The 16,628-nt window shown below is 49.7% G+C and carries 9 protein-coding genes; all 9 read left to right on the top strand.

Annotation, left to right across the window (positions count from 1 at the left end):
- Window positions 1-119 precede the first annotated feature (119 nt).
- Window positions 120-1,115 (top strand): calcium/sodium antiporter, encoded by a 996-nt coding sequence (locus QZ331_RS00780; RefSeq protein WP_294627113.1) that lies wholly within the window; start codon window positions 120-122, stop codon window positions 1,113-1,115.
- Window positions 1,116-1,557: 442 nt separating this feature from the next.
- Complete coding sequence (locus tag QZ331_RS00785) at window positions 1,558-4,497, top strand: TonB-dependent receptor (RefSeq protein WP_294627115.1); 2,940 nt, start codon at window positions 1,558-1,560, stop codon at window positions 4,495-4,497.
- Between the two features lie 17 nt (window positions 4,498-4,514).
- On the top strand, window positions 4,515-6,032 hold the full coding sequence (locus tag QZ331_RS00790) for a RagB/SusD family nutrient uptake outer membrane protein (protein ID WP_294627117.1): 1,518 nt from the start codon (window positions 4,515-4,517) through the stop codon (window positions 6,030-6,032).
- An 18-nt stretch (window positions 6,033-6,050) separates the two neighbouring features.
- Window positions 6,051-6,953 carry a DUF4984 domain-containing protein gene (locus tag QZ331_RS00795; protein ID WP_294627119.1) on the top strand — a complete coding sequence of 301 codons (903 nt, stop codon included), beginning with the start codon at window positions 6,051-6,053 and terminating at the stop codon, window positions 6,951-6,953.
- Window positions 6,954-6,973: 20 nt separating this feature from the next.
- On the top strand, window positions 6,974-8,680 hold the full coding sequence (locus tag QZ331_RS00800) for a DUF5003 domain-containing protein (RefSeq protein ID WP_294627121.1): 1,707 nt from the start codon (window positions 6,974-6,976) through the stop codon (window positions 8,678-8,680).
- A 263-nt stretch (window positions 8,681-8,943) separates the two neighbouring features.
- Window positions 8,944-11,655: a DUF4458 domain-containing protein gene (locus QZ331_RS00805; protein WP_294627123.1), complete on the top strand. Its 2,712-nt coding sequence runs from the start codon at window positions 8,944-8,946 to the stop codon at window positions 11,653-11,655.
- 11 nt (window positions 11,656-11,666) lie between these two features.
- Window positions 11,667-13,655: a BACON domain-containing protein gene (locus QZ331_RS00810; protein WP_294627125.1), complete on the top strand. Its 1,989-nt coding sequence runs from the start codon at window positions 11,667-11,669 to the stop codon at window positions 13,653-13,655.
- A 37-nt stretch (window positions 13,656-13,692) separates the two neighbouring features.
- Complete coding sequence (locus tag QZ331_RS00815) at window positions 13,693-15,786, top strand: subtilase family N-terminal domain-containing protein (RefSeq protein WP_294627127.1); 2,094 nt, start codon at window positions 13,693-13,695, stop codon at window positions 15,784-15,786.
- A 17-nt stretch (window positions 15,787-15,803) separates the two neighbouring features.
- On the top strand, window positions 15,804-16,622 hold the full coding sequence (locus QZ331_RS00820) for a DUF1573 domain-containing protein (protein WP_294627129.1): 819 nt from the start codon (window positions 15,804-15,806) through the stop codon (window positions 16,620-16,622).
- Window positions 16,623-16,628 lie beyond the last annotated feature (6 nt).

The raw sequence follows: 16,628 nt of genomic DNA on the forward strand, positions 1-16,628 counted from the left end.
ATTCGCTGACAGTGAATTTAGGTTAATCCTTTTTATTTCAAAAACAGAGCAAACATACGGATTGTTTTTTGACATATCAACTTTCTAAATGATTATCTTTGCTGGCAAACGAAAAAATTATGAATATATTGCTTCTCACAGGAGGACTTGTCCTCATACTTTTAGGCGCCAACGGATTGACGGACGGTTCGGCTTCAGTAGCCCGGCGCTTACGCATCTCGCCCATCGTCATTGGACTTACCATCGTCGCATTCGGCACTTCCGCCCCGGAACTGACAGTTAGTGTCGCTTCCGCTCTCAAAGGCAGTGCCGACATAGCAATAGGAAACGTAGTGGGAAGCAGCATTTTCAATACACTGATGATTGTAGGCTGTACCGCTCTGTTTGCCCCGATTGTCATCACCCGAAACACACTCCGAAGAGAGATACCGCTTTGTATCCTTGCTTCTATCGTGCTATTGGTGTGCGCTAATGATGTCTTTCTCAATAAAGCCTCAGAAAATATACTGGACAGAACAGACGGCTTACTGTTACTCTGTTTTTTCGCCATTTTCATGGGATACACTTTTGCAATAGCCCGCACTCCGTCCGAACCGGAGGCAAACGACGCCCGACAAGCTGCCGCTCCTGCTGAAGCGGACGAAATCAAAATGCTTCCGTGGTGGAAATCTGTTCTTTATATTCTCGGCGGGCTTGCCGCACTTATTTATGGCGGACAATTATTTGTCAATGGAGCTACGGGCATCGCCCGTAACTTGGGTGCCAGCGAATCTATCATCGGTCTCACTTTGGTAGCCGCCGGAACTTCCCTGCCGGAACTTGCCACTTCCATCGTAGCCGCACTGAAAAAGAATCCCGAAATCGCCATCGGAAATGTCATCGGCAGCAATCTTTTCAATATCTTTTTTGTATTGGGATGCAGTGCCGGCATTACACCGCTCCATCTCAACGGAATCACCAACTTCGATTTATTTGCATTGGCAGGTTCGTGCATCCTGCTTTGGCTTTTCGGACTCTTTTTTGCTAAACGGACAATTACGCGGATAGAGGGCAGTGTTATGGTACTTTGCTACGTGGCTTATACGGCAATACTGGTTTACTCCTCAACCATGTAAACATATAATACAAGACAATGCATTTTACACACTTTTAACTATTTAAGCATATTAATACCATACAGACATAATATTAACGGTTTGTACCGCCTTTCTTCTTACATTTATCTCATAAAGCCCATATAAAATAGATATATGAAATGCCTTATTCCAAACATTATTCGGAATGAGGCACACAATTGTCATATTAATACCCAACCATTGCCTTATTTACATCAATATTAATTACTTTTGCGTAATATTATATAAATAAGTACACCTAAATCGAGTAAAATAATGCATAATAACAACCAAGTATATCCTTTTGTTTGGAGAAACAGAAAAGAGACATCATGAAATCCCCCCCCCATTCTCAATGTAATAGCCGATTTCAAAATCTAATGTTTTTCAATATACAAGATATTTATTCTATTTTTTAACCAATAATATAATTAAGACAAGAATGAGAAAATCTATTCTTTGGTTTGTCTTTCTTTCATTATTGACCGTCCAGACAGCCTTTGCACAGGGATTCTTTGTCAAAGGAAAAGTTGTTGCCCGAGAGGGTAACGAGCCGCTGATTGGCGTGTCGGTATTGCAAGAAGGAAGTACAAATGGTGTAGTCACAAACATTGACGGTGACTACAATCTTGAAATTAAAGGTACGGCAAAAGCCACATTAGTTTTTTCTTATATCGGTATGCAGTCGCAAAAGCATGAGGTTAGCGCCAAGACAGGCACGCTCAACGTTGTGCTCGAATCGGATGCAGAACTGATAGACGAAGTAGTGGTAGTAGCCTACGGTACTCGTAAGAAAGGAACCATCGCCGGTTCCGTAGCTACCGTGAAAGCAGAAAAGATGGAAAATGTTCCGGCAGCAGGTTTCGACCAGTCGTTGCAAGGACAGACGCCCGGACTACAGGTCATCTCCAACTCCGGAGAACCCAGCAAGGCGGCAGTTTTCCAGATTCGCGGTACGAACTCTATCAATTCGGGAACGTCTCCGCTATTCATCCTCGACGGAGTGCCTATCTCCAGTTCAGACTTCAACGCCATCAGCCCGGGAGACATCGAATCTATCTCCGTACTGAAAGACGCATCGTCTACCTCCATCTACGGAGCGCGTGCCGCCAACGGCGTGGTAGTGATTACAACCAAACGAGGACTCTCCATCGACAAGGCGAAAGTAACCCTGCGTGCGCAGTACGGTATTTCGCAGCTCGCATCCGACGACAAATGGATGCTGATGGACACTCCCGAACGTATCCGCTTTGAACAGGAAATCGGGATAGACAAAGGAAAAGACTACGAACTGCTTTCGCGTACCAATGTCAACTGGCTGAACGAAGTATTCAACAACAGCGCACCGTTGCAGAGCTACGAACTCTCTGTCAACCGTGCTACCGACCGCTTGAACTATTACGTCTCGGGCGGATACTTCGACCAGGAAGGTATTGCGCAGAGTTCTCATTTCCGCCGCTTCAATATGCGTACCAATGCGGAAGTGAAAGCAAGCAATTGGCTCAAAGTAGGTACCAGCACGATGGCTACTTACGAAGAGGTGCAGCAGGCGGAAGAAGGTGCCATGGCACTTTATACACCGATTGCCGGTTCACGTTTCATGCTCCCTTACTGGAATCCCTACAATGAAGACGGCTCGCTGGCTTCCGAGAACAACGGAACATGGACGGGAACGGGACAGAACCCGATTGAATGGATGGCAAACAATCCGGTACAATATAAGAAGTATAAATTATTGTCTACCGTATTTGCTGACATTACACCGGTTAAAAACCTGACCATCCGTACTCAGTTTGGTGCAGACTATACACATTCGACGGCCTTCATGCAGTCTTTCCCCAGTTATATCATTAACAACGAATCGGGTTCTGCCGGTCGCAGTTCGTCGGACATCCTTAGCCTGAGCGAAACTACTACTGCAAACTACCGTTGGGCGCTGGACGACGACCATTCGTTCAACTTCATGCTGGGACAGGAAGCGGTAAATTACCAGTCTACCGGCTTCCAGGCAGTCGCAGTGGGACAGGCACACGATATGCTCACCAGCCTGAGCTCCGGTACACGTGCCACCAGTTGGGTAGACAACAATAGTTCTTATTATTATCTGTCTTTCTTTTTCCGTGGCGAATATAACTTCAAAGATTTGTATTATGCCGAAGCCGCAGTACGTACGGATGCTTCCTCACGTTTCGGTAAGCAACACCGTTGGGGTGCTTTCTGGTCGCTCGGTTTTATGTGGAACATCAAGAACGAAGCGTTTCTGAAAGATATGACATGGCTTTCGGGCGCACAGATAGCCATGAGCACAGGTACGTCGGGTAACTCGGAAATCCCTAACTACGACCATCTTGCGCTTGTATCGGGAGGTCCCAACTATCTCGGACAGGCTGGTATCTATCCCTCTCAAAGCGGCAACGAAACCTTAGGATGGGAACAGACATGGACCAATAACATCGGTCTGCGTCTGAGTTTCATCGACCACCGCATCGGGCTGGACGTTGACTTCTACCACAAGAAGACAACCAACATATTGATGCTCGTTCCGCAATCGTACGCCCTGACCGGCGAGAAGAACCACTGGGAAAACATCGGAGCAATGGTGAACCGGGGTGTGGAAGTCTCGGCAAATGCAGATGTTATCCGTACCAGAGACTTTACCTGGAATGTGAGCGCCAATGTCTCTTACAACAAGAACAAATTGGTGGAACTCTACAACGGTGTGACGGAGTATGTGCAATCTACCACCGGACTTAAGTTCGTTGTAGGACATCCCGTACACGAGTTCTTCCTCAACCGCTATGCCGGAGTGAACCCTGCCAACGGCGACGCTCTGTGGTACACAAAAGACGGCGAACTGACCACCGAATTTCGCGAAGAGGACAAAGTAATGACAGGCAAAACCTTCGACTCTCCCTGGGCAGGCGGTTTCGGAACAAGCCTTGCATGGAAAGGACTTTCATTGTCGGCACAGTTCAGTTGGATGGCAAACCGTTGGGTGATGAATAACGACCGTTTCTTCGAAGAGAGCAACGGCTTGTACAGCTCCTACAACCAGTCCAAACGCCTCCTCTATGACAGATGGAAGAAACCGGGAGACGTCACAGACATTCCACGTTATGGCGTAGTGGCACAGCTTGACGACCGTTTCCTCGAAAACGCATCGTTCCTCCGCCTGAAAAACCTGACACTGGCTTACGTCTTGCCGCAGAGTTGTTTCAAGAAAAGCAACTTCTTCTCTTCGGCACGTGTCTACCTGCAAGGACAAAACCTGCTGACCTTTACCGGATTCAAAGGGCTCGACCCCGAAGTGGCAAGCAATATTTACAGAGCACAATACCCGGCTTCGCGTCAGTTTACGTTAGGTGTTGAAGTTTCATTCTAAAAATGATAGTAACAAAAATGATTAGTAAATTCAAATTATATATCACGTCGGTTGCGTTGGCACTCTGCTGTGTATCTTGTCTGGACAAGCTCCCCGAAGATGCGATACCCTTCGACAAGGCAATCCGGACAGTGAAAGACGTAGACCTCGCAGTAATCGGTATCTACGACGCATTTAAGAGCAGTGCCCTCTATTCGGGCAACCTTACCCTGCTGCCCGATTTGCAGACCGACTTCGTGTATGGAGTAAACGGAAACACGAACGTGTACGGAGACATCTGGCGCTGGAAGAACATCCTCGCCACCAATACCGACATCGAAGCTGTCTACGGTTCGCTCTACATGGTTATCAACCGTTGCAACTTCCTGCTCGACAGAGTGGACAACGTGAGAAAGAATGTTACCGACGACGAGCAACTGGACAAACTCGACCAATGTTGCGGCGAAACCTACTTTGCCCGTGCATTAGCCTACTCCGAGTTAGTGAAACTCTTCTGCAAAGCCTACGAGAGCGAAGAAGATGCCGCCCAGCAGTTGGGTGTTATCCTGACCCGTCATTATGGTGGCGACGAAGAGATGAAGCGTGCTTCATTGAAAGACTCGTATGCCTTCATCCTCGAAGACCTCGACCGTGCCGAAGAGTTGCTGAAACTTGAAGAGGACTTTACCGAAAGCCTGTTTGACTCTCCCTATTTCAACGAGTATACCATCCACGCCCTTCGCGCGCGCGTATCATTATATATGAAGAACTGGGACGACGCCATCAAGTATTCGACCAAAGTAATCGAAAGCGGCAAATACCGCCTGTCGAGCTGCACCAACGAAATAGCAAGCGGCGTGAGCTACTACAAATATATGTGGACCAACGACATCTCGACAGAGACCATCTGGAAAGTAGGTTTCACCGTTACCTCCTATGGCGGCGCATTGGGACGTATCTTTGCCAACTTCGACTATGTGAGCCTTCGCCCGGACTACGTACCGGCAGAGTGGGTTATCAACCTGTATGACAACAACGACCTGCGCGTGACTACCTTCTTCCAGAACCAGACTACAAGCTACGGCCTTACCTGGCCTTTGCTGATTAAATATTTCGGTAACGAAAGTTTTGTAGAAAACCGCATCTTGCACGTATGTATGCCCAAAGTATTCCGCCTGTCGGAACAATACCTGATTCGCGCAGAAGCCTATGTGCAGAAAGAGCAGCCCGAATATGGCAAAGCAGGAACGGACATTTCCACACTCCGCCTGGCACGCTATTCAACCTACGGAAGCGGCACCACTCCCATGAACAAGGACAATGCGATGGACATCATCGAACAGGAACGTGTGAAAGAACTCTACATGGAAGGTTTCCGCTTGCACGACCTGAAACGCTGGCACAAAGGGTTCGAACGCAAGCCGCAGGCACAGTCGTTGGAAAACGGCAGCAGCCTGAAAGTGGAAAAAGACGATGTAATGTTCGTATGGCCTATTCCGCAGCATGAGTTGGATGCTCCCGGCTCGATAGTGGAACCTAATGAAAGTAACAAATAAGATTAAAAACATACGATAATGAAAAAACTAATCATTGGATGCATGGCGGGGATTGCTGCCATCATCAGTTTTGTCGGATGTGAGCAGGACAATATGGTCTATAAAGGTCCGAATTATCTGATGTTTTCCGACACACTCTATCAGTATGCCGTACAAGAAACCAACGAGATATTCAACGTTCCCATTGCGGCTACTACGGCGGTTGGCTATGACCGCAACCTTGCTGTGGAAATCATTGATAAGGAAAGCAATGCGGTAGAAGGCAAACACTATCGGCTGCTTTCAAACACCGTCACCATCAAGGCGGGCGAACGGGTTGCCAACATCGAAGTGCAAGGGGTGTATGACAATATCGAAGTCACCGACTCGCTGGGGTTTGCCTTGCGCCTGATTGTACCCGAATCGGAGCAGTGGAACCTTTACACCACAAAGGCAAAGGTCGTGATGCAGAAGTCATGTCCGTTTGACATTCACAACTTCACGGGCTATTGCCGCGTCACTTCCTCCTTCCTTTCTTCGGACTATATGCAAAATGTAGGCATCCGTCTGATTACTTCCGATGTAGTGGAAGGAGAAGAAAACACAATCGTGCTGCACGGACTCTACTTTGACGGCTACGATACCAAAATCAAGTTCGACCGCAAAGATATCCTCCGTCCGTTGATAGAGATGGACAAGCACGTATGCGGACTTACCAGCGAGCCGTTCGGAACCATCCACGGAGACGGAAACCTGCGGTTGAGCCAGTCGGCAAACTATACATCCTACTACAGCAGTTGCCAGGACTTCATTTTCCAGTACGTCACGCTGAGCGTAGACAATAAAGACGGCTCCGAATATGGCGTAGTAGGCACTTACATCAACCTCATTGAATGGATTAGTGAGGCGGAAGCGGAAAAACTTAAAGAACAAGGTTATTAAAACATTAAAACAATACAGTTATGAAAGCATTTAATTTGAAAAACATAAGCTGGAGCTTGATTATATCGGCAATGATGTGCATGGTTGCATTTGCCGGTTGTTCGGACGACGAAAAAGAAGGTGTGAATATCACATTTCCTGAACTGAAGGAGGAGACTCACGTAGTGGGCGACGAGATAGAAATCTCTTTCAATGCACCGGTAGACTGGCAGTTGACCAGCAAGGCAGCATGGTGCAAGTTTGTAAACGGCGATTTTGAAGACGCCACTACAAGCGGAAAAGCCGGCAACCAGACGGTAACAGCCAAGATTTTGGGAGACGGACAAGATTACATCAACGACAATACAACGGAAATCACATTGAAGATGGGCGACAAAGAACAAGTGATTTACAAGATTACCCGTTCGAAGAAAGCCTTTAGCGGACTGACTATCAAATCTGTTCCCGAAGCCGAAGGCGAGGAAGAGGTAGAATATAGCGCAGAAAACCCGATTGTTGTCAAAGGATGCGATATTGATGCAGACAGAGACGGTTATTTGTTGGTAAGCGCAAGCCTTGAAGATGCCAGTCTGAAAGTCGGAATCAAAGATGGCGACAACCCCGACTGGGTAAAAGTAGAAAGTACAGACAACGGCTTCAAACTTTCTTTCAACAGAAACAACAGCGAAGGACTCGAATTTAAAAACTCAATCGGTAAGGACAAAGCCGGAAATATCACCTTCTCTGTAATGACCTCCGACGAAACTATCATCAGCGAAGTTGCCATTCCGGTAGAATATGAAGGACTGAAAGAGGGTGTCATATTGGTAGACCCCGGTTACTCAAACCTGACAGTAAGCACCGACGGACAAACATTCACAGAAATACCAAGCGGTATGGAAACCGGTTCGCCTACGCTCAAGACTTACGAAGAAAAGTTAGTTTCAACCATTACAGTCCGTGACGACAATTTCCATATTCTTGTAGGTTCGGCAATCAAGAAAGACGCACTCGGAGCTACTGTTTTCAACTATGACTTTACAGAAACCCCTGATTGGGTAAATGTAGAAAAAGAGGGAACCCATGTAACAGTAACGGCTAAATCTCTTGATGATGCAACAGCGCAACGTGGAGCGATTGTGTTGGTACTTCCCAAAACTGAATGGGAAAAATTAGAAAAAGAAGGAAACCTCAATGAAAGCCTTATCGATGTCGAAGGATGGGGAGAATACTCCTACCACGCCATTAAAGATACCTATTCTAAAGGTATAATGGCAACTTTGATTCAAGAACCGGAAAAACAGGCCGGAAGTCAGATTGTCCTTACTGCTTTCTATGCACAAGACATCAACGACTGGAGCCATGTGACAGAAGATGATTTAACACCCATAGAGATGATTGAAGGTTCTTTGCAGGCAGGCGAAGAGGTAAAAGAAATGTTACAAGGTGCGGGAATAGACGTAATGGGAGAACAAGCCTGGTTGCTTTCAGTTCCTAACTTCTTGAAAGGTAGCAGTTTCTGCATTCGAGTAGATAATGTGCTTCCGGAACATCTGATGGGAATGTCATTCAATCCGTGGGGAGAAGACACCGTTCAATGTCACGAAGAGACAATCAATGGCAAACGCTATGTAATTTTGACAGCACTGAAAGATAATATTGCAATACCAAGCGAACCATGCTCTGTCATTATTGGAGACCCGTCTTCAGGAGTATTCCCTGCAGAATGTTATTTCCAATTTTATTAATTAAAAAAATTACGATTATCCGCTATCTTCCCCTATCTGCCCAATAGAGTAGCTTTAGTCTTATAATCAGTTTGTTACAGCATATATATATGCTGGCTGTAGGACATATAGATGGTAGGCGTAGGATATATATGTGCTGGACGCAGGACATATATGCGGTGGACGCAGGATATATATGCGCTGTAACTACCTCATATAGAGAGGGGAAATAGCGGATAATCATTAAAAATAAACTATCACTGTAATACAAAATACAGAAATAAATGAACTCAAAAAGAACAATATATTGGAAACTGTTTCTTATCCCCCTTTTCACCATACTGTTCGGTATGGTGGCGGGCGGATGTTCCGATGACAAAGAGGAACTGCAAGGCAGCCAGTACGGCTACGTGCAGTTCAAACTCTACAAATCGGCATCCTATGCAAAAGGCGGGGAGACACGTGCCGGCGACAACCTGAACAAGTTGGGCGAAGCACAGAAAGTAGAAATAGAAATGCTGTACAACGGTGCAAGCATCACGCAGACATTGATTCTGAACGCTTACAACGAATCCAATGCGGAGTACGGTATGCGTAGCGACAAGCTGCAACTGCTGGTAGGCGACTATAAAGTAGTAGGTTACAAGCTGCTCGACAAGCTCGACGAAGTGATAACGAGCATCTCTGCCTCTTCGGACGAAACATTCACAGTCCTTTCGCGCGGACTGACGGTGAAAGACCTCACCGTAGACGTGCAAAGCCGTGGAACGGTAACGTTCAAACTTGCAAAGACCGGACTTCCCGAAACACGCGCAGTCGGCGACGCTTTGTATCTTTTCAAAGACATCAAGCTGATTGACATCACCGTGACCAATACCTTCACCCGCGAATCGACTACATTCAGGAAACTGAAAGTAGCCTACAAGGAAGAGTACAAAGAGCACGAGAACCCCGACGACCCGAACGACAAGTACATGGACGTAGGCGTTGCCACCAGCGACTCGGCCGTATGGCTGCCCACCGGCAATTACCGTGTGACGGCTTACACCACCTACCGGAAAAGCGGCGCAGTGGAAACCGCTCTTGAAACCCAGGAAGTGGCAGGCGAACCGTTTGCCATCGAAGACAATCGCCTGACCAAACACGCCAATGTGCCCATCCTGCTCTCCGAAACGAAAGAGTACATCAAAGACTACATCGCACTAAAGGAAATATGGGAAGCACTGAACGGAACGGAATGGGGCTACTACGGAGCGGGCGAAGTACCGGGAGCCAACTGGAACTTTAACAAGGAAATGGATATGTGGGGCGACCAGCCGGGTGTGACGCTCAACAGCAACGGACGCGTGGTAGGTCTGACGCTCGAGGGATTCGGTGCTAAAGGAAGAGTGCCCGACGCCATCGGACAGTTGACCGAACTGAAACTGCTCGCCTTAGGCTCGCACAGCGAAAGGCTCGGCAGAAATATGTTCGACCAGACAAACTGGAATGCCGACATGAGCGCCGCACAACTGAAAAACCTGCGTATGCACTACCGGAATACGTTCCTCAATTACGACGTGCGCCAAGACCTGTCCGAAATGATACAGAAAAGCATCAACGACGACGCTGCACAGCAACCCATCCGCAAGAGCAGCCGCATTTCGCTGAAAGACGCGCAAATCGGCAAATACACCAACGGGATTACATTCGTCTCAAAAGCCATCATGCGCCTGAAGCGGTTGCAGTTGTTCTACATCGGCAACGCTCCCATCAAAGCGGAAGATATCTGTACGGAGTGGGAAAACCCCGATTCGGAATACGCCAAAGCATACGAAGCGGAGAACCTGGACTGGAAAAGCATGACCGAACTGACGGACATCGAGATTTACAACTGTGCACAGTTGGACAGATTCCCCGACTTCATATACAACCTGCCCGAAATGCAACTGCTGAACGTAGCAGCCAACGCAGGCATCAGCAGCGAACGGCTGAAAAACGACTGGTCGAAACTTGCCCTGTCGCCCGTAGGTAAGAAGTTGCAGATTCTCTATCTGAGCTACAACAACCTCAAATCATTCCCTACAGACGGTTCTCTTCGCAACATGAAGAAAATGGGAATGCTCGACTGTTATGACAACGAGATTGAAACACTGGCTCCCTTTGGCAAAGATGTGAAGCTCGCTACGCTCACCCTCGCCTACAACAAAATACAGGAGATACCGGAAGAGTTCTGCGGATTCACCAACGATGTGGAGACGCTGGACTTCTCGCACAACGAACTGAAGTACATCCCTAACATCTTCGATGCATCTTCCGTTCATGTCATGGGTTCGGTCGACCTCTCTTACAATCAGATTGGCTCCGTAGGCGGCAAGAACGTCGAAAACCCGGAAACATTCAAGGGCATCAACGCTTCTACCATCTCATTGGCCTACAACCGCATCTCGAAGTTCCCGACAGACCTGTTCAGAACCGGTTCGCCGATTTCGACCATCAATCTGAGCAACAACGAAATGACGGAAATTCCGGAATACTCGCTCAAAGGCAAAAACGGTAACTACAAGAATACGTATCTGCTGACTTCGATAGATCTGCGTTTCAACAAACTGAAATCCCTGTCGGACGACTTCCGCGCAACGACCTTGCCTTACCTCACCAACATGGATGTCAGCTACAACTGCTTCTCCAAGTTCCCCACCGAACCGTTGAACAGCAGCCAGTTGAAAGCCTTCGGTATCCGCCACCAGCGCGACGCCGACGGTAACCGCATCCTGCGTGAATGGCCCGAAGGCATCAGTACTTGCCCGAGCCTGCTTCAACTGCAAATCGGAGCCAACGACATCCGCAAGGTGAACGAAACCATCAACCCGCGACTATGGATACTGGAGATTAAGGACAACCCCAACATCTCGCTTGACGTGACACACCTTTGCCCTTACATCAAGGCAGGTATGTATATGCTGATTTACGACAAAACCCAGGATATCCGAGGTTGCGACACTCTTAAACAATAAACTGACAGAAAATGAAATATTTACATAAAGTCATAGCAGGACTGGTACTTTGCACAGGGTGCATCACCTCATGCAAGGACGACAACAAGACGGAACTTCCCGGCGGATTTCTGACGGACAAAGAAGAAATTGCAATCGGTCCGGAAGGTGGACTGGAGAAGATTACCGTGTTGTCAGACATAAGCTGGGTGGCAGGCGCATCCAAACCCTGGATTGCCGTCTCTCCGGCAAACGGATTGGGAGCGGCCGAATGTCAGCTCGCCATCGACTCCACGTTAGAGAACACGGCGCGCATGGCGCAAATCCGTTTCTCCTCCGAGCAGGCAGGACAGAAACTTATCACTGTCACACAATTCGGCTTCGGCAAACAGATTTTGCTGAACGAAACGGATGTGGAAATCGAGAACTCGGCGCGTTATGAGAAGCGTACGTTCGAGATGGTGGTATCTACCAATATTAATTTCAAAATCGGAAGCGTCGAATATGCTTTCGACGGCATACAGTCGGATGAGGAGAAAGCCGAATACGAATCCGAACGCACCGGATGGCTCACCCAACCCCGGCAGGATGACTTGGCGGTGGACTTAGACAGAAAAGCCCGTCCGCGTACGGTGAAAGCCAACTTCCGTTGGGAAATGAACACAGCTCCCTTCGTCCGCGTGGCGAAGATTCACCTCGTGCCGATAGACCCGGCAAACGACCAGTTGGTAGACGACAACGGCAACCCGATAGAGGATGTCGTGCTCACCGTCAAACAAAAACCTGCCCTCAAGATTGAAGACAACCGTGCGGGCGACTCACTGGCAGTCATCACCATCAATGAGAAGGTGCAGAGCATGATTAAATTTGAAACCAGCGAAAATATGCAGAACTGGGAAAACGTGACGCTGTGGGAAGCTACCGACAAGGACTTGCCGTGCGAAGAAGCGGTGGGACGCATACGTTCGGTAAACTTTGTCATGATTGACATGAAAGAGGGCGAATCCTTGCCGAAGGAAGTGCGTTACCTGAAATATCTGGAGTCGTTCTCCATCCGCAGCAACGCCAACTCACAAATCCGCGACATCCACTTGGGCGAGGAAATCTGCGAGTTGAAGCATCTGAAAGAGTTGGTTCTCTATTCGTACGGTATCACCTCTCTGCCGGCAAACTTCGCCAAATTGGGAGGCGCCACGAACGAAGGCTATGCAGGACTGAAAGCACTGAGTCTGTCGGCAACCAACTTTGCTACTCTGTCGACTATTACGAAAGTGGTCAACAAAGAGAACTTCCCGTACCTGACTTCGCTCGCACTGAATGGTTCGCGCCGCACTGACTCACTCTCCGACCTGACACTGGTACAAGGCGGTAAGTACAACGGACGCCCCATCGGACTGTTTGTCAATGTTTCGAGAGGAAGCGAAAGAGACGCTCTTCTTAGCCTGCTTCTGTGGGAAAATCTGCAATCGCTGACGCTTGCCTACAACTTCATCGAAGGTGAACTGCCGACAGACGAAGAGATGGAAACGGCACTCGAGAGAGCGGGCAGACCGACACACTACACGTCTGACGACTTCTCGACCGAAAAGGCAGACTACCTCGACAAATTGGTAGGAGACACGTGCCGATGGTTGCTCACGGATGACAATCCGGTAACATTCACCGCTACCGATGAGACGACGGAGACCGTGACAGGTCAGGAAATTCCGCGTGTATTGCCCAAGACCCGCTACCTCTCCATCAACCTAAACTTCCTCACCGGAAAACTGCCCAACTGGGTGCTCTTCCATCCTTACTTTGCAGCATGGTATCCGGAAATCGGATTCTTCATCCAACAGGAGAGAGGCAAGGACTCTGCCGGAAAATCGGTAGGATTCGGCAACATAGACGCGGACAACTTCGACTTTACTTATTATTACGGAGCCGAAGACCCCGGCAGCAACATAGCCGTACCGGGAGTTGCCTATCCGCTCTACTACCGTCGTTTTGTGGCCAACTCCGCGACGGAAGACGCAGAATAAGTAATCATTAACAAGAACAATTAGCTAACAAGTAAACATGAGAAATAGATTCTTATATACACTTCTGTTGGGATTGGCGCTGGCTGCCTGCTCGGAACATGAGCAGGCAGAGCAGCCGTCGGTTTCGGCAGGGGAGACCGAAATCCGGTTCCCCGCCGACGTGACAGCAGGCGAACTAATCATCAAATTCAAGCCCGAAATGACGGAAATCCTTGACCGCGCATTCACCCGTTCCGCGCGCAACGGAGGTGTCGCTACCCGTTCGGGAATTCCTTCGACGGACGAGATTCTCGATATCTTGGGCGGATACCACTTCGAGCGTATCTTCCCGACCGATGCCAAGAACGAAGCGCGCACCCGCGCCGCAGGATTACACCTGTGGTATCTGGTGAAGTTCGACAAGGACACCGACTTGAAAGAAGCGGCAAAGCGCATCTCCCAGTTAGGGGAAATCTCCAAAGTGCAAGGTAACAGTCGCATCAAACGTGCCTACAAGAGCGATGACCGCCGCGTATATGTCAGCGAATCGGTGTTGCAACGCAATGCTGCCACCCGCGCCGGAAGAGCGTCAGCCACCTTTGCCGATCCCGGACTCGCCTACCAGTGGCACTACAACAACACGGGAACATACGCCTTTGAAAACCAGAATCCGATGAACAACGGAGCCGAAGAGGGTTGCGACGTAGGCTGCTACGAAGCATGGCGGAAATGTATGGGCGACCCCTCCATCGTCGTTGCCGTACTGGACGAAGGAGTGATGCTCACTCACCCCGACCTGAAAGACAACATCTGGGTGAACGAAGGCGAAGAGATTAACGCTGGGCAGGACGCCGACAACAACGGATATGTTGACGACAAGCACGGATACAACTTCGTAGAGAACACCGCAGTCATCACCTGGTCGTCGGAGCACGACACCGGACACGGCACGCACGTGGCAGGAACCATTGCCGCTATGAATGGCAACGGAATAGGTGTATGCGGCATCGCAGGCGGTAACGGCACTCCCAATTCGGGCGTGAAAATCATGACGTGCCAGGTATTTGCAGGCGACGCGGGCGTTACGCTTACCGCCGAAGCCAAAGCCATCAAATATGCGGCAGACAACGGCGCTGTCATCCTGCAATGTAGTTGGGGATACAACTCGGCCGACGCCAACATCGCTGAAGGATTCAGCCCCGGCCCCGCCACACAGAAGGAGTGGGAAACAACCTATCCGCTTGAGAAGGAGGCTTTGGACTACTTCATCCACAACGCCGGCTCGCCCAACGGAGTCATCGAAGGTGGACTCGCCATCTTTGCGGCAGGCAACGAGTATGCAGGCATTCCCGCTTATCCGGGCGCATACTCTAAATGTGTCACCGTCAGTTCCACGGCTGCCGACTTCACTCCGGCGTCTTATACCAACTACGGTACGGAGGTAGACATCTGCGCCCCCGGCGGCGACACGGAATATTATGCTGCCATTGGCAAGGATTCGCCCGAATTCTGGGAAGAGGGAGCGCCCTACGCCGGCTCCATCCTCTCCACAATGATGAAAAACGGCACACCCGCTTATGGCTACATGGACGGTACCTCGATGGCTTGCCCGCACGTGTCGGGAGTAGCCGCCTTAGGCTTGTCGTATGCAGTGAAACTGCGCCGCCACTTCAAAGCGTCTGAATTCATCGGGCTGCTGAAAGAGTCTGTCAAGCCGGTAGATACCTGGTATGGCGGCGGCAGAAAGAAGACTTACTACCGCAATCATACATCGCCGGGAGCTTCGCCTGCGCAACTCGAACTGTCGAAGTACATCGGCAAGATGGGAACTGGCGTAGCCAACGCAGCCCTGTTGCTCAACAACATCGAAGGCAGCGGCACGGAGATGAAAGTGCCCAACGTCTATGTAGCGGAAAAAGCGACATCAACGGTCAACTTGGCGTATTACTTCGTCGACGGTGAAAAGCTCACCTATACTTGCACCTCGTCCGATAGCGGCATCGTCGCCGTAGCGGTAGAGAACAACACGCTGATGAAAGTGACCGGAGTAACCACCGGCACGGCACGCATCACCGTGAAAGCAAGCAACGGCGCGCAACAGACCATCACCGTCACTGTCCGCAAGACAGCCAATGACAACGGTTGGATGTAACTCAACTCGGTGAAACAATGAAGCGCTTACACCTATTAATAATAGTAGCACTCCTTGCCGGAGCAGGGTTGTTCGGAGTGGCACACGCACAGAACAGCCCCGCTTCCCTGCAAGCGCGGAGAGACTCGCTGCTGAACCCCGCACTGCTGAAACAGGCGGAACGGCTGCTGCGGTTTGACAAGACCGTGCAGGACGTGGGCACGCTGACCGAGGACGACGCTCCGGCAACCCGCCGGTTTGTCTGCACCAACGTGAGCAACCGCCCTCTTCTACTGAAGCGCGCCACGCCGACGTGCAGTTGCGTCACCGTAGAGATGCCCGGCGGCGAGTTGCTGCCAGGCAAGCAGCAGCCGGTCACACTGACGTTCCATCCGAAGAACCATCCCGGCACGATAGACACCCAGGTGTTTGTCTACCTCTCCTCTTCGGACAAGACGCCCGTGGCACGGCTCACACTGACGGGAAACGTACTTCCGGGCAAGGACGAATGGGCACGCTATCCCCATGCAATGGGCAGGCTGCGTCTGAAACAGAACGCAATGGCCTTCGGCGAGGTGAAAGCCGGCGGCCGGTTTACGGAACGCATCCTCTGCGGCAACAGCAGCAGCAAACCCATGCGGCTCACCGCACCGATACTTCCCGCCTACGCCTCCTTCCGTACCGAACCGGCAGTGATTCCGCCGGGCGGGGAAGCCGATATCGTGGTCACCATAGACGCTTCACTGATTCCTGCCGGAGCGAAGGCGGAATTTACCTTCCCCATTATCATCGAAGGTATCAGCGCTCGCCCGTCAGACCGTACATTGAATATAAAAGTTAAACGTATCAATCCATAAAAAAAA

Origin of the sequence: uncultured Bacteroides sp. (genome assembly GCF_910586915.1) — a bacterium.
Lineage (GTDB): Bacteria > Bacteroidota > Bacteroidia > Bacteroidales > Bacteroidaceae > Bacteroides.

Bases quoted from the DNA above. Each gene is read 5' to 3' on its own strand.
- QZ331_RS00815 (WP_294627127.1), top strand. From the start codon at position 13,693: ATGAGAAATAGATTCTTATATACACTTCTGTTGGGATTGGCGCTGGCT.
- QZ331_RS00805 (WP_294627123.1), top strand. From the start codon at position 8,944: ATGAACTCAAAAAGAACAATATATTGGAAACTGTTTCTTATCCCCCTT.
- QZ331_RS00800 (WP_294627121.1), top strand. From the start codon at position 6,974: ATGAAAGCATTTAATTTGAAAAACATAAGCTGGAGCTTGATTATATCG.
- QZ331_RS00795 (WP_294627119.1), top strand. From the start codon at position 6,051: ATGAAAAAACTAATCATTGGATGCATGGCGGGGATTGCTGCCATCATC.
- QZ331_RS00785 (WP_294627115.1), top strand. From the start codon at position 1,558: ATGAGAAAATCTATTCTTTGGTTTGTCTTTCTTTCATTATTGACCGTC.
- QZ331_RS00810 (WP_294627125.1), top strand. From the start codon at position 11,667: ATGAAATATTTACATAAAGTCATAGCAGGACTGGTACTTTGCACAGGG.
- QZ331_RS00820 (WP_294627129.1), top strand. From the start codon at position 15,804: ATGAAGCGCTTACACCTATTAATAATAGTAGCACTCCTTGCCGGAGCA.
- QZ331_RS00790 (WP_294627117.1), top strand. From the start codon at position 4,515: ATGATTAGTAAATTCAAATTATATATCACGTCGGTTGCGTTGGCACTC.
- QZ331_RS00780 (WP_294627113.1), top strand. From the start codon at position 120: ATGAATATATTGCTTCTCACAGGAGGACTTGTCCTCATACTTTTAGGC.